Genomic DNA, 20,606 nt, shown 5'->3' with positions numbered 1-20,606 from the left:
AGGGATAACATGTATTCTTCACGCTATGGCTTTTGGGGTTATTTTCTTCTGATTATAGGCTTATTAGGAATTCTGGCTTTTCTACTATTTATTAACCAGGATGCTTTGACCAGGCAGGGCATTTCAATGCGTCAGGCCTGGATATTATGGTCTGGACTCTTTTCCGTCTTAATGCTGGGGGGACTGTGTTCTCCAGTCTGGTGGCGCTGGAAACAAAAAAAAATACATCTGCAATACAGGCCTGAGGCTGCAACGGCGCAGAAAAAAACGGAGCTACATAACACTCTAACCAACCTCAGATCCTTCTTACGCACCCGTTACGGTCTCTTTTGGCGCTATAAAGTCCGCCTGTTCCTCATCATCGGTGAGCCTGCCGAAGTGGAATCCATCGCTCCGGGCTTAACCGAACAGTGCTGGCTGGAAGGCGACAGTATCGTGCTGATCCATGGCGGTAACGCGTTAGCCGAACCGGATGCCGAACTGTTGGCATCATTGCGAAAACTGCGTCGCCGCCGCCCACTGGATGGCATCGTCTGGCCGCTGACGACAGAACAGAGCCAGCAGTCGGCGCAGATGGATAAGGCCTGGCGCGGGCTGACCGAAAGCGGAAAACGACTCGGTTTTCAGGCCCCACTTTATCTGTGGCAGGTCTGCGATGATGGCGGTTACCAGACCGAACGCACCCCGCAGGCTGTGGGCTGCCTGCTGGCGGAACATTGCACGGCAGAACACCTGGCCGCCATGCTGGAGGCACAAACACCGCGACTGACAGAGCAGGGGATGCAGCAGTTACTGTCTGATAATCGTCATGATTTCCTGTTGCAACTGGCACATTCCCTGCAAAATAAGGGCGTTGCCCACTGGCAAAACACATTGAAACCTCTGTTATCGGGCGGAGCATATTCTCTGTCATTGCGTGGCCTGATGTTCAGTCCGAAGCATGTGGCCGGAGCAGATACCGCGCCTCACGCCTGGATCCCTTCTCCGGTATGGGCGGGCATCACTGGTGATAACGTCCGGGGGCGTAAGGTGGGTTTCCCGTGGGCACGCGCGACACTGGCGGTGTTGAGCATGGTGGTGATGGTGTGGGGAACCGGGCTGGTGATCTCTTTTCTGACCAACCGCACGCTGGTTCAGGATACCGCCGCGCAGACGGCGCATGCACTGAATACTCGCCTGCCGCTCTCTGAACAGCTGGTGGCGTTGCATAGATTGCAGGGCGAGCTGGAGCGCCTGCAATACCGCATTCGCCACGGCGCGCCGTGGTATCAGCGTTTCGGGCTGGAGCGTAACACGCAATTGCTTGATGCGGCATTTCCCGGTTATGCGCAGGCCGCCAGCCGTCTGGTGCGCGATGTCGCGGCCACGCATTTGCAAAAACAACTCAATGCGTTTGTCGCCCTGCCTCCTGACAGCCCTCAACGTACGGCAACAGGCGAGCAGCGCTATAAACAGCTCAAAGCGTTGTTGATGATGTCCCGTCCGGAAAAAGCGGATGCGGCCTTTTTCCGCGCCACGCTGATGGCCGATGGTCTGCGCTACCCGGGGGTAGCAGAAGGCATCACGCAGAGTATCGTTCCTTCGCTGCTTGCCTTCTGGGCCGCGAATCTGGCTGAGCACCCGCACTGGAAGGCGGCACAGCAGCCGGAACTGACCGCCATCGTGCGAAAAATCCTGTTGCGCCAGATTGGTGTGCGCAATGCGGAAAATACGCTCTATCAACGTGTGCTGAAACAGGTTTCCCGTAATTACGCGGATATGACGCTGGCGGATATGATCGGCGACACTCAGACCGACGCGCTTTTTGGTACTGAACAGAATGTACCGGGGATGTTCACCCGCCAGGCGTGGGAAGGGCAGGTCAAAGAGGCGATAGAGCAGGTTGTATCTGCCCGACGCGAAGAAATTGACTGGGTGCTCAGTGATCGCCAGCAAGACGCGTCATCCGAGGTATCGCCGGAGACACTCCGCGCCCGACTCACTGAGCGTTACTTTACCGACTTTGCCGGAAGCTGGCTCTCCTTTCTCAACAGTCTTCGCTGGAAAAAAGAAGCTACGCTGTCCGGTGTGCTCGATCAACTGACACTCATGGCCGATGCTCATCAGTCGCCGCTGATTGCCCTGATGGATACGCTGACGTGGCAGGCAGCAACGGGGCGACCGAACCGTGGGTTGTCGGATTCGCTGGCGACATCGGCAAAGGCGCTCTTTAACAGCGAAGATCAAGGCCGTCAGGACGAAACGCCTCCCGGTCCGCTGGATAAAACCTTTGCCCCGCTGCTGCGGCTGACGGGGGAACGTGCTGCCAGTAGCGGGGATACGCCGCTCAGTCTGCAGACTTATCTAACGCGCGTTAGCCGTGTGCGGCTCAAGCTGCATCAGGTCATCAACGCTCCGGATCCGCAGGAAATGACGCAACAGCTGGCGCAGACGGTGTTCCAGGGCAAAACCGTCGATCTTACCGATACCCGCGACTATGGCCGTCTGGTTGCCGCCAGCCTGGGAGCGGCGTGGAGCGGCTTTGGTCAGGCGCTGTTTGTTCACCCTGTTGATCAGGCATGGCGACAGGTGCTGACGCCCGCGGCAGAGAGCCTCAATCGGCAGTGGCAGCGTGCCATTGTCAGCCGATGGGAACAGGATTTCGCAGGGCGCTACCCCTTTAGTGCCACCCGGAATGATGCCTCTTTGCCGTTGCTGGCACAGTACCTGCGCGATGGCGGGCGCATCCATCAATATCTCACTACGCATCTTGGCGGCGTGCTGAAACGCGAAGGGCGCGACTGGGTGGCCGATACCATGAACACGCAGGGGCTGGTGGTGAATCCGGCGTTTCTGCGTTCCCTGAATCAGCTTGGCGATATCGCAGATACCGCCTTTGCCAGCGGAGATGCCGGAATGCATTTTGATCTGCGCGCTAAACCTGCGCGTGACGTGATGAAAACACAACTGAAGGTTGACGGGCAAACACTGGAATATTTCAACCAGAAGGAGCGCTGGCAGCGTTTTACCTGGCCTGGCGAGCAGTGGCAGCCAGGCGCCTCACTGAGCTGGGCCAGCACGCAAAACAGCGAGCGCATTCTGGCAGATTACCGGGGAAGCTGGAGCCTCATCCGCTTACTGGAACAGGCGGAGATTACGCAACTGGACAGCAGCAGCTATAAGGTGCAGTGGCGCGCCCCGGACGGCCTCCCGTTGCATTACCTGATGCGCGTTGAGCAGGGAAAAGGGCCGATGGCACTGCTGGCGCTGAAAAATTTTCGCCTGCCACAGCAGATCTTCCTGACCGGGAACGTCATGGCAGAGGTGCAAGAACAGGGAGAGCACGAGGATGAGTGAGTTGCTGCAGCAGTTAACCCGTAGCTGTTTTAGCTGTGGCGATGTCCTGCAGGCTGCGCGTGAGCAGGCAGCGTTATGGCAAAAATGGTTATTGCCCGTCAGAGACGATGCGCCTGTTGGCGAAGACCCCGGCTATCACGACGATTTCCTGCTTATGCGCGATGAGATGAACAAGCTGTCCGGCGCCGATACCACGTTGATTTGTACCCTGGCGGAATCCTTACTTCTGACGCAGGCAAAAGATCTGCGTATCGTGACCTATTACATCTGGGCACGGCTTCATCGCGACGGCGAGCATGGGTTAGCGGAGGGGCTGGCGTTGCTGGCCGGGCTTGTTGAACGTTTTGGCACCGCGCTGCTACCGTCCCGACCGTCGAGCCGAAGACTGGTGCTTGAGTGGCTGACCGGCGACAAAATGCTCGATAGTCTGGCGCGTTTTCCGGAAGTGGCAAAGGCGGATTTCGCCAGGATCATCGCCGCGCTGAATTTGCTGTCAGTGTCATTCACGGCGTGGACAGAAGACCAACAACCTCCCTCGCTGATGCCGCTTATCCACGCGCTAGAGTCACGCCTGGTGCAATCGGGCGGAATGAATGCCGTCGTACCTCAAAATAGCGCGGCCCTCTCGCCGCCTGTCGCTTCTCCCCTCATGGGTACAACCTCGTTACAGGTTATCAATTCCGGCCGCGATTTGCTGGATCAGGCCAAAACACTTTCCCGCTACCTGAACGAACAGCCCCGGGGCTGGCTGGCGGCGCATCGTCTGATGAAAACCCTGCGCTGGGACACCGTTCATGAGCTTCCTCCCGATGTCGATGGCAAAACGCGGCTGTCGCCACCACGCACGGAATCGCGTAATCAACTTAAACGCTTGTATGCGCAGCAGAACTGGACAGAACTGCTGGAACAAGCCGACCGGATGTTCAGCGAAGGTGTGTGCCACTTCTGGCTGGATATTCAGTGGTATCTGCACCAGGCGTTAAGTAAAGCAGGGACGCCGTGGGACCGGTGGACGGCGGTTGTCCGTCAGGACCTGGCATTATTGCTGGAACGGCTGCCGGGGCTGGAGCAGCTTGCATGGAGCGACGGTAGCCCGTTTGCGGATGACGTAACGCGAAACTGGATTGCACAGCAGGTTATACCACGGGATGAGGGGGCATGGCTGGCTGGTGGGGCGTCTGTTGCTGGCGAATCATCCCAGGACGATCTTCTGGCGCTGGAACCCGAAGCGCAGGCGCGTGCCGATAGCGAAGGGGTCGATGCCGCGTTGGGCTGGCTCCAGTCACGACCGGGGATTGTTAGCGCGCGACAGCGCCTGCAATTGCGTTTACTCATGGCCCGGATCGCGGAGCAATACGGCAAAACCGAGATGGCGCTGTTGTTGTTAGATGAACTGGATGGGAGTTCGCAGGGGGTGACGCTGGCCCAATGGGAACCCGAGTTGATCTTCGAGATCAAAGCCCGACAGTTGAAACTGCTGCGTTTAAGGGCGCACCGCCATGCGGATAAAGCGCTGCTGGCACGAAAAATGGAAACCCTGCTCGGTACGCTGGTGGCGATAGATCCCGCACGCGCTGCCGTATTATGCGATTCGCAACATAAGGATTGATGTTTGTCTGTTTTTCGAATTAAAGGATTTTCATGGACGATCTAACCCAACGCTATTATGAAGCGGAAATGCGCTACCTGCGTGAAGCAGGTAAAGAATTCGCACAGGCCTATCCCGACCGTGCGGCAATGCTGAACCTCGACAAACCCGGTGCTCGCGATCCCTATGTCGAACGCCTGTTTGAAGGTTTTGCTTTTCTGATGGGGCGGCTGCGTGAAAAGCTGGATGATGATTTGCCGGAGCTCACCGAAGGGCTGGTCAGCCTGCTCTGGCCGCACTATCTGCGCACCATTCCCTCACTGTCTATTGTTGAGCTGGCAACCGATTATCAACTGATGAAACAGCGCGAAACGCTCAGCCATTTTCAGGTGCTGTCACGCCCGATTGGAGAGCGCAAAACCCGCTGTCGCTATACCGCCACGCGAGATGTCACGCTCTATCCTCTGGCTCTGCCAGAGGTATCACTGCAGCACGAGCCGGACGGGCGTTCCATCATTCGCCTGCGTTTTGCATGCAGTCCGCTGGTCGGCGACTGGTCGCACATTGATTTATCACGACTTCCGTTGTATCTGAATGCCGACAGCCCGGTAGCCTGTGCGTTACACCGGGCGCTGACACTGGGAACGCAGCAGATCTGGCTGCGTCTACCGGGACAAGAGCGGTGCGCGCTGAAAGGCCATTTTTCCCCGCAGGGAATGACTGACGATGACAGGCTCTGGCCCAAGGGAGAATCCGCCTTTAGCGGCTATCAGCTGCTGCTGGAGTATTTCACTTTCCGCGAGAAGTTTATGTTCGTGGCGCTTCATGGGCTGGAAAATATCGCCTGGCCGGAAGGGCTGAACGGCTTTGAGCTGGATGTCGTGCTGGCAGAAAGCTGGTCCCACGATTTACCGTTCAATGCCGATAATATCCGCCTGCACTGTGTTCCGGTTATAAACCTGTTTCCGCTGGAGGCCGATCCTCTGCATCTCTCGCCGCTGGAAAATGAATACCTCTTACGGCCCATGCGTATCCAGGATGGGCATACCGAAATCTATTCCGTTGATCGTATCGTCTCCTCACGCCATACCGGCAATCAGGCGTATGTCCCTTTTGCCAGCTTCCGCCATCGGGGCGGCATGTTGCGTCACGATGCCCCCGAACGCTATTACCACACGCGGGTGAAGCGCGGTCCCTCGGGTCTGCATGATAGCTGGTTGATTTTGGGCGGTGATGCATTCGATGCGGACAGGTTGCTGGAAGACGAAACCTTGTCGCTGAGCCTGACGGGCACCAACGGTCAGCTTCCGCGTAAGGCGTTGCAAAGTACGCTCCTGGATACCCCCGTTCATGCGGCGCAAAACAGTTTGCGAGTCCGTAATCTCTGTGCGCCAACGCAGCCTTGCTATCCTCCCTCGCGTGACCGTTTCCACTGGCGGGTTCTCAGCCATCTGGGCTCAAACTTTCTGTCGATGATGGATAATGCGGAGATCCTGCGCGGCACGCTGGCGCTCTATGACTGGACGGAGAGTGAGATGAACCGGCGTCGTCTTGAGGCGATTGTCGATGTTCAGCACCATCTCATTCAGCGTTTCGAAAAAGGCTTTCTGCTGCGTGGGGTAGACATTCAGGTCACTCTCGACAGCAACGGTTTTGCCGGGGAGGGGGATATCACCCTGTTTGGTGAACGGCTCCACCGCTTCTTCGCGCTCTATGCCGATATCCATCTCTTCACACAACTGACCGTAATATTGCAACCCACAGGGAAGTGTCTGCAATGGACCGAACATCACAGCCAGCGCGTACCGGGCTGATCAACCGACTGACGCCGCAGATTTCGCGGATTAACTTTTACCGTTTTTGCCAGTATCTGGAACAGGCCACGCCACATGCTCCGCCGCTGGGCAGTACCGCGAATCCGGCAGATGATGCCGTGCGTTTTCGCCCGCACCCCGGGATGGGTTTCCCCGTCAGCGAACTTAAAGCGGTCGAGTATGCTGCACAGCAGCCTGACGCGCCGCTCACGGTACGCACCACTTTTCTGGGACTTTACGGCGTCGATTCCCCTCTGCCGACGGCTTACCTGGACGACATTGCGCAGGGAAAAGACGGCCAGGAGGCGGTGATGGCGTTTCTGGATATCTTTAACCACCGCTTTACCACGCAGTACTACCGCATCTGGCGCAAATACAACTATCCGGCGTCGTTTGAACCGGGGGCTATGGATGCGATTTCCCGTTGCCTGTTAGGGCTTATCGGTTTGGGAATTCCCGGAAGCGAAAACCATATCGCCACGCCCGTTTCCCGTTTTCTGGCGCTGTTGAGCGTAATGCGCCTGCCGACTCGTACAGCAGAAGGGGTGACGGCGTTAGTGGCGCTGCTTGCGCCAAAGACGCTGGCAACGGTAACACCTCACGATCCACAGCCTGTGGTACTGAAAAAGCGGTCTTGTTTATCCCGATCCTCGCGCATTGTTCTGAAAACGCGCCCTCTGCTGGGGCGCACGGGCACGGACGTTAACAGCCAACTGCTGCTGCAACTCTATACCGAAGAGGCTGATGAGGCGCGCGGGTGGCTGCCAGGAGGACAGTTACATACCGATCTTCTGGTGCTGCTGCGTGTGTATCTTGGCTGGCGCTGCCAGGCGCGATTACAGCTCACGCTTCCGGTCAGCCTGCTGCCTGCCGCGCAGTTAGGTAAGCAGCGTGTGCAGCTTGGCCGAACCGGGATTTTGCCAGGTTCCGCGCCAGCCGCCGGGACTGTGACGGTGAAACTTGGTCGCTATCAGGGATTAATGCCCACTTCATCCATCTGTGACAGGGAGAGTATTACGCATGTTTGTTATCCACAGTAAGCGCCGGGTGCTGGCCTGTGCGGTGGTGCTGTCGGTTTGCCTGACGGGCTGCGGGCTGAGTCAAAAGGTGATTGAAGGCTCGAAAAGCATGGCCGCCGCCCTCTTCTATAAACAGATCAACATATTGCATCTGGATTTCATTTCCCGTGGCGCGCTCAACACGGACGCGCAAGACACGCCGCTTTCCACCATGGTGCATATCTGGCAACTGAAATCGCGTGCTCGTTTTGATAAAGCGGATTACGACACCTTGCTCACCCAGGAAGAGGCGACGCTCAACGGGGATGTCCTGGCAGAGCACTCGGTCTGGATTAAACCCGAAGGCGCAGTTTCACTGGATGTTCCGCTGGACAAAGAGACGCAGTTTGTTGCCATCGCCGGGCAGTTTTATCAGCCGGATGAGAAGCATAATACCTGGCGGTTGATCCTGACACGGGACGATCTGGATGCGGATAAACCCCGCACTATCGAGCTTCTGCGTAGTCAGTTGACGCTGCTAAAAGTGCTGCGTCAGTGCGAACTCTGGCATCTGACCCGAATGGATATTGTTGCCGGGCAGTTGCGTAATGTCGCACTGAGACTCGAACGGCTTACACCGCAGGGGACGGATATCAACGTAACGCCGATAAACGCGCTCACCACAACGCCCATTGCGCCGGAAAACGTTGTTCAGCTTGCCGTACAGCCAGAGCGGCAGGCGGCGGCTACAGCCCCCCGGCGTTCATGGCCGGTGTTTTTTGCCGGAATGATGACCGCAGCGTGCCTGAGCGGTATTGGGATTGGTGGCTGGATATTCCTCAATCAATCTGATTTACGGGAACAAGAGCGTAGCGCGATGCCGATTTCTGAGCTGTCTCATTACGCGCAGGCACAAAAACAGTTGCAGCGTCTTTCTCAGCAACTGGATACCCTGGATGAACGTAAAGGGAAGTATTTAACCGCATCAGAACTGAAAACGGCCGTTTTCGCGATTCGGCAATCATTGCAAACGCCACCGCTGGAAGAACTGCTTCGGCAACTGAATGAACAGACGCGCGCTGGTGAGGTTGCGCCTGCGCTGATCGTACAAATCGAGACCCGCTTTCAGCAGTTGCTCAACCGCTACGCCATTTTAAGCAACTCACGCGAGAATCACTCAGGGCAGGAGAAGCAGTAAGTGTCGTGTGGTTTGCTTCTAACCCTCTGTCAGCATAAGGCCCGGACCACCCCAGTCCGGGCCTTTTTGCATTTACTCCTTCGCCGTTGCGCGACGTGGAGCAAACCCTTCGCTAACCCCTTCGCGATCGTGACGTGCAATCCAGCGATAACTGCATGCACCCAGAAACACGCCGATAAACCAGCTAAAATTAGCGACTTCGTGCAGTGATGGAATAAAGCTAATGATCAGGCATACGGCAACCGACGGTACCAGAGCAGCAACGGCTTTCGGATTAATGCCGTTTTTGTACCAGTAACGCCCATTCGGGGAGACAGTAAACAGATCGTCGACAAATACTTTCCCGCGTTTAATCAGGTAGAAGTCAGCCAGCAGGATACCGAACAACGGCCCGATAAAAGAACCCAGCACATCCAGCGTATAGTGGATGAGTTCCGGAGACTGGAACAGGTTCCACGGCGTCAGCAACACGGAGCCAACTGCGGCGATCATCCCACCCGTACGGAAGCTTATTTTCTGCGGTGAGCAGTTAGAGAAATCGAACGCCGGGGAGACGAAGTTTGCCACGATATTGATGCCGATGGTGGCGATGATCATGGTCAACAGGCCAATCGCCATCGCCAGGCTGTTGCCCACGTGGCTGACGGTCTCGATGGGGTCGGTGATCATTTTGCCGAACAGCGACTGCGTGCCTGAAACGATCACCACGGTAACGATGGAGAACAGCAGGAAGTTAAACGGCAGACCCCAGCGGTTGCCGCGACGAATTTCCTGCATGCTCTTGCCGTAGCGCGAAAAGTCGCCAAAGTTGAGCAATGGCCCGGAGAAGTAAGAAACCACCAGCGCAGTTGCGGTGATCATCTGCCAGGTTTGCTCGCCTGCGGTCAGCTCTTTGCTGGCAAGGGTAAAGGAGATACCGCTAAAGCCGGTTTGTGACAGGATCCACACCGCCAGCGCCAGCATCACCACGTAGACTGCCGGGCCAGCGATATCGATAAAGCGTTTAATCGCGCTCATCCCGTGCCAGAACACCAGCGCCTGCAATACCCACATGATACCGAAGCACACCCAACCCAGATGCGACAGACCCAGGAAATGCCCCTCGGTCATCGGCGCCAGAGACGGCCAGAATTTCAGCATCACCAGCATTAACGCATTGGCTGCCAGATAGGTTTGTATACCATACCAGGCAAAAGCGATAAGCCCACGGATGACGGCAGGAATGTTGGCACCGAACACGCCAAATGCCTGGCGACAGATCACCGCATAGGGCACGCCAGCCATTTGGCTTGGTTTGGCGACAAGGTTTGCGCACAACTGCACAATACAGATGCCCAGCAACAGGCACAGTAATACCTGCCAACTGGCAAGGCCGAGCGCGAAGAAGCTGGCCGCGACCACGTATCCGCCCATGCTGTGCACGTCGGACATCCAGAAAGAGAAGATGTTGTACCACGTCCAGTTCTGGTCGCGCGTTGGGGCCAAATCGTTGTTAGTGAGTCTTGGGCTGTAACTGTCTTTGTAATTTGGTTCAAGGTTTGGCATGGAATCTGCTCCTCTGAATACAGATTGTGACGTTATGTCTGCCATCCTGTATTGCATGAACCAGGCCAGGTTTTAATTTTATGTATACAAAATACTTTAATGATGTATACAAATAGATAAGAAATACGTAACAAAGGAATACCCCAATGAAGCAACCAACGGGGCTACAGACCCCAGCAGATCTGGAAGATAAAGAAAACTTCATCTGGCAGTCGCTGATGACTGCCATTGTCGAACATCAACTCCCGCCAGGCAGTAAATTACCCGAAGAAGCGCTGGCTGACGTGTTTGGCGTTAGCCGCACGGGGATCCGTAAGGTCCTGACGCGCCTTGCGACGGTGCAAATGGTCACCATGACGCCCAGACGTGGTGCATTCGTCGCCAAACCGGATATCGACGAGTCGAAATCGATCTTCGCCACCCGCAAAATGATCGAGTGCGCCAATCTGCCGCAGGTGCTTGAGCATCTGCAGGCACCGCATATAGTGGGGCTGGAGAAAATCATCGCGCAGGAAGAAGAGGCGCATCAGAACCACGATGGCGCGGCGGCGATTCGCCATTCTGCGGCGTTTCATATTCAACTGCAGGCCATCTCGGGTAATGCGGTGGTGACAGATATCGTGACCACACTGGCACAGCGCTCGTCACTGGTGATTGCCGCCTGGGGCGCCCCCTGGCAGCGCGGATGCCGCTGTGACGACCACGACAGGCTCATCGAGCTGCTACGTAAAAAGGACGGCGCAGCGCTGAACCACGCCATGGCGCATCACTTCGACCATATCGTCTCGAGCCTCAGTTTTGAGCGCGGCGGCGACATCCTTCCCGACTTTGCCCGCCTGTTCGGCGCTGCAGGAGAACACCCATGATGCCATGTTGTATACAGGTGATTAATCCTAATACCAGCCCGGAGATGACCCACACCATCGCCAGCGCCGCCCGCCAGGTTGCCGCGCCGGGTACAACGATCCTCGCCAGTTGTCCGACCCAGGGCGTAGCGTCGATTGAAGGGCATTTTGACGAGGCGATTGCCGCCATTGGCGTGCTGGAACAGATAAAGAGAGGGGTGGCGCAGGGGGCGCAAGGTCATGTGATTGCCTGCTTTGGCGATCCGGGATTGCTGGCCGCGCGAGAACTGGCAACCGGGCCGGTGGTGGGGATTGCCGAAGCGGCTATGCATGTCGCTACTATGGTCGCAACGCGTTTTTCCATCGTTACCACCTTGCCGCGCACGGTGATTATCGCCCGTCATTTATTGCAGCAATATGGCTTCGAACACCACTGCGCCGCGCTGCATGCGATCGATTTACCGGTACTGGCGTTAGAAGATGGCACGGGTCTTGCTCAACAGAAAGTACGCGAGCGCTGTATACAAGCCAAACGAGAAGATAATAGCGGCGCTATTGTTCTCGGCTGTGGCGGGATGGCAAACCTTGCCAGCGAGCTGACGCAGGAGCTGGGTATTCCGGTGATTGATGGCGTCACGGCCGCGGTGAAAATGGTGGAATCCTTCCTGGCATTGGGGCTTGGTACCAGTAAGTACGGCGATCTGGCGTATCCCAATAAAAAGCCGCTTTCAGGATGCTTTGAAATGCTGAGCTGAAAGCGGCCCCAAAATGAGGTCGAATCAGCATGCATTCAGATACGGACAAGCCTGTCTGGCACTTTACCGATAACTACCCGCGCGATCTGGCGGGGTACGCCGGGAAACCTCCTCATGCGCAGTGGCCCGGTGGGGCGCGCATTGCCGTGCAGTTTGTCCTGAACTTCGAAGAGGGCGGTGAGAACCATATTCTGCATGGCGACGCCGGTTCTGAACAGTTTCTGTCCGATATTATCGGCGCGGCCAGCTACCCTGACAGACACATGTCCATGGACTCGCTATATGAATACGGTTCCCGCGCAGGTTTCTGGCGCATTCACTATGAGTTCCAAAAGCGCGGCCTGCCGCTAACGGTATTCGGCATTGCAATGGCGCTGGCACGCAACCCGGAGATCGTCGCGGCGATTAAGGCGGCGGATTACGACGTGGTGAGCCACGGTTGGCGCTGGATCCACTATCAAAATATGGATATCCAGACGGAGCGCCAGCACATGCAGCAGGCAATGGAGATCCTCACTACGCTGTTTGGCAAGGCGCCGAGCGGCTGGTACACCGGACGCGACAGTCCGAACACCCGTAAGCTGGTGGTAGAGCAGGGCAATTTTTTATATGACAGCGATTACTATGGCGACGATCTGCCGTTCTGGACGACGGTCGACCAGAAGCCTCACCTGATTGTGCCCTATACCCTGGATGCGAACGACATGCGCTTTGCCACCGCGCAGGGTTTTAATACCGCTGAGCAGTTCTATACCTACCTGAAAGACAGTTTCGATGTGCTGTATGAAGAGGGAGAGACGTCACCGAAAATGATGTCGATTGGTATGCACTGCCGACTGCTGGGTCGACCTGGGCGCTTTAAGGCTCTGCAGCGTTTTCTGGATTATGTGCAGAGCCACGAGGATGTGTGGGTGTGCCGCCGCCAGGATATCGCCGAGCACTGGGTGAAGACGCACCCGTATCAGTCCGAGTGATTTTCCCTTCAGCCTAACCTTCTCCCTGAAGGGGAGTGGGGGCATACTGTAGCCCTGGTAAGCGCAGCGCCACCGGGGATAATTCCCGGATGGCGGCGCAAGCGCCTGATCCGGGCTACGTTTTCTGTAGCCCTGGTAAGCGCAGCGCCACCGGGGACAATTCCTGGATGGCGGCGCAAGCGCCTGATCCGGGCTACGTTTTCCATACGAGCAGAGAGGGGGTTTCGCCCTCTCCCTGTGGGAGAGGGCAGGGGTGAGGGGAAAAACCGCTTCACCCCATCAAGCTGACATGGGCCGCCACAATCCGCCAGCCATAGGGAAACTTCACCCAGGTCTGCATCTGGCGGCCTACTCGTTCACTGTTCTCGCGCGTAAACTCCGTGCTCGCGACCGCCATATCCTCACCGTAGGTGGTGATCGTGGTGTTACGCAGCAGCCTGTCCAGCCCAGCTGACGGACGGGCGTTGCGAAACTCGCGAATCGCTTCAATGCCGTACAGGTTTTCCGTTGCGCCATAGCGGACGGTTCGCGGATCTGCCCAAAAAAGCTCATCCAGCACGGCCACATCATTACTGATAAGCGCCTGCTCATAACGGTAAAACGCAGCGGTGACCTCATTCAACACGGTCGGACGGTCAATATGTTCTCTGTTCATCATGCTTCCTGTGGGTAAAGAATGCCCGCCTGCTCCAGCCGCCACGCCGCCTGCAGGCAGCGCGACTCCTGCCAGGGGGCCGCAATAATCTGTACGCCGATGGGCAATCCCGAGGCGGTTTTCACGGGTACGGTGGCAACCGGCAGACCTAAAAACGAGATGGGCTGCGTCAGCATCCCCATACTGGCTTTGATCGGTAAATCGGTGTGGTTAATGCGCATGGTATTCTCGCCAATCGGCGTCGCACTGCAGGGTGTCGCCGGAGCCAGAAGCAGATCCACGTCGTTAAACAGCGGCAGCGTTTGATCGCGAAACCAGGCGCGAAAACGCTGTGCCTGGGTATACCAGGCCGAGGGCGTCATTGCGCCTGCCAGCAGACGCTCACGGGAATTTGGCTCGAACTTATCGGCATCCGTTCGCAGCGCCGGGAGATAATGGTTGCCCCCCTCTGCCGCAGAAAGCAAAAATGCGGCGGAACGGGCCAGTTCCGCTTCCGGCAATACCCGCGTCTGATTGGCTCCCAGCGCCTGCGCGACCACGTTGACGGCGGCACGGGCATCGGCAGTACACCAGGTTGTAAAATAGCCCTCCAGCACGGCACAGCGTAGCGTCCCCGTCGCGGATAATGCTGGCAGAACAGCGACCGACTCGCGTGCGGATTGCCAGTTATCTTCCCCGTCATGTCCCAGTAGCGCGTCATAGACGCAGGCTAAATCCTCCACGTTTCGTGCCAGCGGGCCAATGTGGTCCAGGCTGGCAACAAACGGATGGCTGCCGCTGCGTGATAAGCGCCCAAAGGTGGGTTTTAACCCTAGTACGCCGCACAGCGAGGCGGGAACGCGAATAGAGCCGTTGGTGTCGGTACCCAGCGCGAAATTAACCAGCCCGGCCGCAACCGCCGCAGCCGAACCGCCCGAGGAGCCGCCCGCCACGCGGGTGAGGTCTCGCGGGTTACGCGTTGCGCCGTAGTGACTGTTTTCTGTGGTGAAGCCATAGGCATAGGCATCCATATTGAGCGTGCCGGCCAGCGTTGCGCCCGCATTTGCAAGCTGGCGAATGGCGAAAGCATCTTTTGTTGCGGGGGGCTGGGTGCTGAACAGCTTTGCCCCCGCCAGTGTGGTCACTCCCTCGACATCGAACAGGTTTTTCACCGCGTAGGGCACGCCTGCCAGCGCAGGCAGTGTTTCGCCTGCCGCCCGGCGCGCATCGATATGTGCGGCTTCGGTGAGCATGCGTGTCGCGGTTACGCCGGTGAAGGCGTTGATGTCAGGGTTTGCCTGCTCAATCAACGCCAGTGATTGCTGTGCCAGTTCGCGCGCGCTAAACGTTTTGCTACGCAGTCCTTGCTGAATGTCCCGAATGGATAAGCTCATAGCCGATACTCTCCTGCGCCTTCCTGGCGGTGCGGCAGGGGAAAGGCCATCAGCGGCTGCGCCATGGCTGCGATGCGGGTAAGCTGAACTTCCAACTCGGCCCGGCGTGCATCGTCCAGCGGTACCGCCAGTAATTGTTCCATCAGCCGGATGTATGTCGGCCAGTCGAGTGTGTTATCGCTCATGATGACTCCTTAAAAACCGGCCGCGCTGCCGTTGCTGCGTGGATCAAATGCCCCTTCGAGCATGCCGTTGGGATGACGCACAATCGCCCCCGCGTGCCCCGTCGCTTCGCTCAGTCCCGGCAACCATTCCACGTCATGGCCCAGGTCACGCAGCGCCTGATATGTGGCCTCGCTGAACCGCCCCTCCAGCTTCAGGCTATCGGACGTCTGCCCCCAGGTGCGGCCCAGCAACCAGCGAGGGGCGCATACCGCTTCCTGTAGGGGCATGTTTTGCATCACGTGACGGGTAAATATGGCGGCCTGCGTTTGCGGCTGCCCGTCGCCGCCCATCGTGCCGTAGACCATGGTGCGGCCATCTTTCAGCCGTGCGGCTGCCGGGTTGAGGGTGTGGAACGGCTGTTTGCCGGGCACCAGCGCCAGCAAATGGGCCGGGTCAAGACTGAATGCCGCGCCGCGGTTTTGTAACAGCACACCGCTTTCCGGCAGCACCACGCCACTACCAAACTCGTGATAAATGCTCTGAATAAACGACACCGCCAGTCCGTTCTTATCCATCACGCCCATCCAGACGGTGTCGCCGGGCCCTTTCCCCTGGCCCCAGGGCGCGGCCCGGTGTTCGTCAATACTGTTTGCCAGTGCTTGTAACGGCGCCTGTTCCAGCAACGTTTGAACCGGTAGCGTCACGTGGCGCGGGTCGGTGATGTAACGATCACGCAGGCCAAAGGCCTGTTTGGTCGCTTCGACGATGCGGTGAATGGTCTGCACTTCACTGGCCTGAGACATGTCCAGGTGGTCGGTAATCCCGAGGATCGCCAGCGACACCAGCCCTTGCGTCGGCGGCGTCATATTGAAGATGTCGCCCTGGCTGTGGGACAGACGAAGCGGTACCCGGCGGTGAGCACGATGGGCCGTCAGATCCTGGGCGGTCAGTGGCAGTCCGAGGGCGTTCATTTCCGCCGCCATCTGATCGGCGAGTGCGCCGCGATAAAAACTGTCCAGCCCGTCGGTGGCGAGGCGGGTTAAGGTACGCGCCAGACGCGGCTGGCAGAAACGGCTACCGGCCTGAGGGACATCGCCCTGAACGAGAAAGGTCTCGCTAAAGCCCGGCACAGCCACCAGTTCCGGGTATTTACTTTGCGTGGCGCTGGCCTGCGACTGCGTAACCGGAATCCCTTCGCTGGCGTAACGAATGGCATCTGCCAGCAGGCGGGAGAGTGGCAATTGCCCGCCTCCCATTGATGCCGATACTTTCAGCGCCTCGTCCCAGCCGCTGAGCGTGCCGGGAACCGTCAGCGCCGCCAGCGGACCACGATGGGGAATATGACTGTGCCCCGCATAGAACGCCTGTGTCGCCAGTTGCCCGGCGGCGCCGCTGGCATCAATGGCAAGGGGTTCGCCTTCGGGCGGCACTATCAGCCAGAAACCATCACCGCCGATGCCATTCATATGGGGATAGACCACCGCGATGGTGGCCGCCGCGGCCACCATCGCCTCAATCGCATCGCCGCCGTGGCGCAACACCGATAATGCCGATTCGCTGGCCAGGTGGTGGGGCGTTACCGCCATACCGGAAGGGGCAATATTACTTTGCATCGTCATGCTCTCTTTGTTCGGGTAAGTCAGAGAGCTAAGCAAGAGCTGTTCCAGATTGACGACAAGCGTTTCACTGTGTCAGCTTAATGTGAAACGAAAGTTGCAGGAGAGCCTATGCAGCAGTTAGATACGCGCTTACGTGAGTGCTACAACGAATTATCTCCACAAGAACAGAGAGTTGCCTCATTTATCATGGATCATTTTGATGATCTGATGAGCTACAACAGCGCCGAACTGGCCCGTCTGAGCGGCGTGTCGAAAGCCACTGTCAGCCGCCTGTTTAAACGGCTTGGCTATGATCGTTTCAAAGAAATGCGTGATGAGGTACGTACACTGCGCCAGAGCGGCATGCCGCTGACGGAAAACCGCGATGCCGTACAGGGCAATACGTTGCTGGCGCGGCACTACAAGCAGGAGATGGCGAACCTGACCCAGTGGGTGAATGCGCTGGATGCCGTGCAATTTGCCGATGTGGTGCAGGCGCTGGGCGCGGCGCGGCGCGTCTTTATTCTTGGCCTGCGCAACAGCGCGCCGGTGGCCCTGCATCTGCGCCAACAACTGATGCAAATCCGTGGTCAGGTCTGGCTGATGCCCCAGCCAGGGCAGACGCTGGCGGAAGAGCTCGTGGATATCACGGAGCAGGATGTGGTGGTGGTGATCGCATTTCGCCGTCGCCCGCGGGTGATCCGCCCGGTGCTGGAGGCGCTGCAAAAGCAGGGGGTGCCGACGCTTGCCATCAGCGAGCCGCAGGCGTCAGGCATTACCACACTTGTCCGCTGGCATTTTGGCCTGCCGCTCGACAGCGTGTCGGCGTTCGACAGCTACAGTAGCGCCATGAGTCTGGTGAATTTACTGGCGAACGCGTTACTGCATAGTGCCCTGACAGAGGGGCGCCAGCGTATCCATAATATCGCATCGCTGTATACAGACCTCGATGAGCTGGAACAACGGTGATGCACTGATTTGGTGCTTATGCACCAGTTCTGGGGATCCTGATGGCGCAGGCGGTCAGCATCAATTTCGTCTGAAAAATACATAAATCAGCCTGATAGCAGGCTGGTATCATCATTTTCTCTGTGGCACATTAGTTGCAGAAAGCATTTACAAGAATCTTTTGTTTCATGGCGATCACTTTTGTATACCGAAGGATGTGTCTATGTTCGACTCTCAGCAATCTGCGCAAATTAACCCGCCACATCGTTTACTGATGGGGCCAGGACCTATCAATGCTGACCCGCGGGTCTTACGTGCCATGGCGAGCCAACTGGTGGGGCAATATGATCCGGTCATGACCGGCTATATGAATGAGGTTATGTCCCTCTACCGCGACGTTTTCCGCACCCAAAACCGCTGGACCATGCTGGTGGATGGCACCTCGCGCGCCGGCATCGAAGCGATCCTGGTTTCAGCGATCCGCCCCGGCGACAAGGTGCTGGTACCGGTCTTTGGCCGTTTCGGGCATCTGCTGTGTGAAATCGCTCGCCGCTGCCGCGCGGAAGTGCACACCATCGAAGTGCCCTGGGGCGAAGTCTTTACTGCGGATCAGATTGAAGATGCCATCAGGCGTGTTAAGCCACGCCTGTTACTGACGGTGCAGGGCGATACCTCCACCACGCTGCTGCAGCCGCTGGAAAACCTGGGCGAAATTTGTCGCCGTCATGGCGTGCTGTTTTATACCGATGCCACCGCATCGCTCGGCGGCAACGCGCTGGAAACTGACGCCTGGGGGCTGGATGCGGTCTCTGCCGGTTTGCAGAAATGCCTGGGTGGCCCGTCGGGCAGCTCGCCGATTACCCTGAGCCCGCAAATGGAAGAGGCCATCCGCGCGCGTAAATGCGTGGAGCAGGGGATCCGTACCGATACGCACCAGGACGGCGATGACGAGATGATCTACTCCAACTATTTCGATCTCGGCATGGTGATGGACTACTGGGGGCCTGAACGCCTGAACCATCATACCGAAGCGACCAGCATGCTGTTCGCCGCCCGTGAATGCGCGCGCATCATGCTGGAAGAGGGAATGGACGCGCTGATCGCCCGCCACGAATTACACGGCCGCGCCATGCTCGCAGGTATTCAGGGGATGGGGCTGGAAGTGTTTGGCGACATTCGCCACAAGATGAACAACGTGCTGGGAGTGATGATCCCCTCTGTTGTACACGGTGAAGAGGTGCGCAAGCGCCTGCTGGATGATTTCCATATTGAAATCGGCACCTCGTTTGGCCCGCTGCAGGGCAAGATCTGGCGTATCGGCACCATGGGCTATAACGCGCGCAAAGATTGTGTGCTGCAAACCCTCACCGCGCTGGAAGCGGTACTGAACCGTCTGGGCTTCCGCACCGTACAGGGTGCGGGGATGCAGGCCGCCTGGGACGTGTACGAAGGGGTTGCATAATGATGACTGCCGATGACGCTGACCGCGCTGCGCGCCGGGTAATGGAACGCTGCGATACGCTGGCAGAGATCAGTGAAACGCCGGGTCAGCTGACCCGGGTTTACCTCTCTACTGAACATCTGCGGGCAAACGCGCAGGTGGCGCAGTGGATGCAGGAGGCGGGAATGCTCACCTGGCAGGACGCGGTCGGCAATATTTGTGGGCGTTACGAGGCGGCAAATGACGGCGCCCAGGCGGTGTTGCTGGGATCGCATCTGGACACCGTACGCGACGCCGGACGTTACGATGGTATGCTCGGCGTACTGACGGCGATTGAAGTGGTGGACTGGCTGCATCGCCAGGATCTTCGCGGATCGCAGGCTATTGAAATCGTCGGGTTCGCCGACGAAGAGGGCACACGCTTTAATATCACGCTGCTGGGAAGCCGCGGCCTGACCGGCACCTGGCCGCAGGGCTGGCTGGATTGTGAGGATGCGCAGGGCGTTAGCGTGGCGCAGGCGATGGTCAATGTCGGTCTGGATCCCACGCGTATCGCCACGGCGGAACGTGCCCGTGAAGATTTCTCGGCGTATCTGGAACTGCACATTGAGCAGGGGCCAGTACTTGAACAGGAAGATCTGCCGCTTGGCGTCGTTACGGCGATTAACGGTGCGCGCAGGTTGACCTGTCGATTTAGTGGGGAAGCGGGGCATGCGGGTACCGTGCCGATGAGCCATCGCCACGATGCATTAACCGCCGCCGCCCAGTGGATCGGTTTTGTTGAACAGAAAACGCGGGAATCTGGCCCGGAGCTGGTGGCGACGGTGGGTACGTTGCAGTGCGAACCGGGTGCGGTGAATGTGATTCCAGGGGCGGTGACGCTGACGCTGGATATTCGTAGCCCGAACGATGCTCTGAGGGAGACGCTGTTAAACGCCTTGCTGGATGAGGCCGCGCGCATCGGTCAGGCGCGTGGTGTTGCCTTTAGCTCCGATATTTTTTACACCATCGCGGCAACGCCTTGTGATACGCACCTGCGTAATGTGCTGGCCGGTGCCGTTGAGTCAGTGCAGGGGCGCGTGCACTTGCTGCCAAGCGGTGCCGGGCATGATGCCATCGCCATTGCGGAACGCTGGCCATCGGCGATGTTATTTGTGCGGTGTGACAGAGGGATCAGCCATCACCCGGCCGAGAGCGTGCAGCAGCAGGATGTGGCCCAGGCGTTACGGGCATACAGTGAGGCGGTGCGTAAGCTGATGTAGTGTGGTGCGGCCGGTTACCCTCACCCCGGCCCCACAGGGAGAGGGAGAAAACCAGGCAGCCAGGGCGTTAGACCGCACTTTACAGTCCCCTCTCCCTGTGGGAGAGGGTTA

General features: G+C 57.9%; 16 protein-coding genes and 1 pseudogene. 12 read left to right on the top strand and 5 right to left on the bottom strand.

Going from position 1 to position 20,606, the window contains the following annotated elements; translation table 11 throughout:
- The first annotated feature begins 9 nt into the window (after window positions 1-9).
- The 6 genes and pseudogenes from AB182_RS20570 to AB182_RS33305 all read left to right on the top strand — a co-directional run bounded on the left by AB182_RS20570 (window position 10) and on the right by AB182_RS33305 (window position 8,934).
- Window positions 10-3,336 (top strand): ImcF-related family protein, encoded by a 3,327-nt coding sequence (locus AB182_RS20570; protein WP_047371724.1) that lies wholly within the window; start codon window positions 10-12, stop codon window positions 3,334-3,336.
- Window positions 3,329-4,945 (top strand): type VI secretion system protein TssA, encoded by a 1,617-nt coding sequence (gene tssA / locus AB182_RS20565; protein ID WP_047371723.1) that lies wholly within the window; start codon window positions 3,329-3,331, stop codon window positions 4,943-4,945. The genes AB182_RS20570 and tssA overlap by 8 nt, the downstream gene beginning before the upstream one ends.
- A 32-nt stretch (window positions 4,946-4,977) precedes the next feature.
- Window positions 4,978-6,738 carry a type VI secretion system baseplate subunit TssF gene (gene tssF / locus AB182_RS20560; RefSeq protein WP_047371722.1) on the top strand — a complete coding sequence of 587 codons (1,761 nt, stop codon included), beginning with the start codon at window positions 4,978-4,980 and terminating at the stop codon, window positions 6,736-6,738.
- Window positions 6,702-7,778, top strand: a complete 1,077-nt coding sequence (gene tssG / locus AB182_RS20555) for a type VI secretion system baseplate subunit TssG (RefSeq protein WP_047371721.1) — start codon at window positions 6,702-6,704, stop codon at window positions 7,776-7,778. Before tssF ends, tssG begins: the two co-directional genes overlap by 37 nt.
- Window positions 7,759-8,277: pseudogene (gene tssJ, locus AB182_RS33120) on the top strand (type VI secretion system lipoprotein TssJ); the annotation flags it as partial. The gene tssG and the pseudogene tssJ, both read left to right, overlap by 20 nt.
- 39 nt (window positions 8,278-8,316) lie before the next feature.
- The gene (locus AB182_RS33305; RefSeq protein WP_167337920.1) at window positions 8,317-8,934 is read left to right on the top strand and encodes a VasL domain-containing protein; all 618 of its coding nucleotides are present in this window, start codon (window positions 8,317-8,319) and stop codon (window positions 8,932-8,934) included.
- A gap of 72 nt (window positions 8,935-9,006) precedes the next feature.
- On the opposite strand, the gene AB182_RS20545 is transcribed toward AB182_RS33305, so the two are convergent.
- Window positions 9,007-10,479, bottom strand: a complete 1,473-nt coding sequence (locus AB182_RS20545; RefSeq protein ID WP_047371720.1) for an NCS1 family nucleobase:cation symporter-1 — start codon at window positions 10,477-10,479, stop codon at window positions 9,007-9,009.
- A 146-nt stretch (window positions 10,480-10,625) separates the two neighbouring features.
- Between AB182_RS20545 and AB182_RS20540 the strand changes: the two genes are divergently transcribed.
- Genes AB182_RS20540 through puuE form a run of 3 tightly spaced genes read left to right on the top strand, consistent with a single transcriptional unit; the run spans window position 10,626 to window position 13,053 of the window.
- Window positions 10,626-11,345 (top strand): GntR family transcriptional regulator, encoded by a 720-nt coding sequence (locus AB182_RS20540; RefSeq protein ID WP_047371719.1) that lies wholly within the window; start codon window positions 10,626-10,628, stop codon window positions 11,343-11,345.
- Complete coding sequence (gene hpxA, locus AB182_RS20535; protein WP_047371718.1) at window positions 11,342-12,079, top strand: allantoin racemase; 738 nt, start codon at window positions 11,342-11,344, stop codon at window positions 12,077-12,079. The genes AB182_RS20540 and hpxA overlap by 4 nt, the downstream gene beginning before the upstream one ends.
- Window positions 12,080-12,108: 29 nt before the next feature.
- On the top strand, window positions 12,109-13,053 hold the full coding sequence (puuE, locus tag AB182_RS20530; RefSeq protein ID WP_047371717.1) for an allantoinase PuuE: 945 nt from the start codon (window positions 12,109-12,111) through the stop codon (window positions 13,051-13,053).
- A 271-nt stretch (window positions 13,054-13,324) separates the two neighbouring features.
- Here the strand turns inward: puuE and hpxZ are convergent, their stop codons facing one another.
- From hpxZ to AB182_RS20510, 4 genes are read right to left on the bottom strand one after another with little or no spacing between them, the layout of a single operon-like run.
- Window positions 13,325-13,708 carry an oxalurate catabolism protein HpxZ gene (gene hpxZ, locus AB182_RS20525; protein WP_047371716.1) on the bottom strand — a complete coding sequence of 128 codons (384 nt, stop codon included), beginning with the start codon at window positions 13,706-13,708 and terminating at the stop codon, window positions 13,325-13,327.
- Complete coding sequence (locus AB182_RS20520) at window positions 13,708-15,081, bottom strand: AtzE family amidohydrolase (RefSeq protein ID WP_047371715.1); 1,374 nt, start codon at window positions 15,079-15,081, stop codon at window positions 13,708-13,710. The genes hpxZ and AB182_RS20520 overlap by 1 nt, the downstream gene beginning before the upstream one ends.
- The gene (gene hpxX, locus AB182_RS20515) at window positions 15,078-15,266 is read right to left on the bottom strand and encodes an oxalurate catabolism protein HpxX (protein ID WP_047371714.1); all 189 of its coding nucleotides are present in this window, start codon (window positions 15,264-15,266) and stop codon (window positions 15,078-15,080) included. The genes AB182_RS20520 and hpxX overlap by 4 nt, the downstream gene beginning before the upstream one ends.
- Window positions 15,267-15,275: 9 nt before the next feature.
- Entirely contained in the window at window positions 15,276-16,859 is a 1,584-nt protein-coding gene (locus AB182_RS20510) for a gamma-glutamyltransferase family protein (protein WP_047373387.1), read from the bottom strand.
- 114 nt (window positions 16,860-16,973) lie between these two features.
- Between AB182_RS20510 and AB182_RS20505 the strand changes: the two genes are divergently transcribed.
- The 3 genes from AB182_RS20505 (at window position 16,974) to hpxK (ending at window position 20,495) form a co-directional block, all read left to right on the top strand.
- Window positions 16,974-17,813, top strand: a complete 840-nt coding sequence (locus AB182_RS20505; RefSeq protein WP_047371713.1) for a MurR/RpiR family transcriptional regulator — start codon at window positions 16,974-16,976, stop codon at window positions 17,811-17,813.
- 202 nt (window positions 17,814-18,015) lie between these two features.
- Complete coding sequence (locus tag AB182_RS20500) at window positions 18,016-19,254, top strand: pyridoxal-phosphate-dependent aminotransferase family protein (RefSeq protein WP_047371712.1); 1,239 nt, start codon at window positions 18,016-18,018, stop codon at window positions 19,252-19,254.
- Window positions 19,254-20,495 carry an allantoate amidohydrolase gene (gene hpxK / locus AB182_RS20495; RefSeq protein WP_047371711.1) on the top strand — a complete coding sequence of 414 codons (1,242 nt, stop codon included), beginning with the start codon at window positions 19,254-19,256 and terminating at the stop codon, window positions 20,493-20,495. The genes AB182_RS20500 and hpxK overlap by 1 nt, the downstream gene beginning before the upstream one ends.
- Window positions 20,496-20,606: the final 111 nt, after the last annotated feature.

This window comes from Phytobacter ursingii (assembly GCF_001022135.1).
Classification (GTDB): Bacteria; Pseudomonadota; Gammaproteobacteria; order Enterobacterales; family Enterobacteriaceae; genus Phytobacter; species Phytobacter ursingii.
This window is presented reverse-complemented; position numbering and strand designations above follow the sequence as displayed.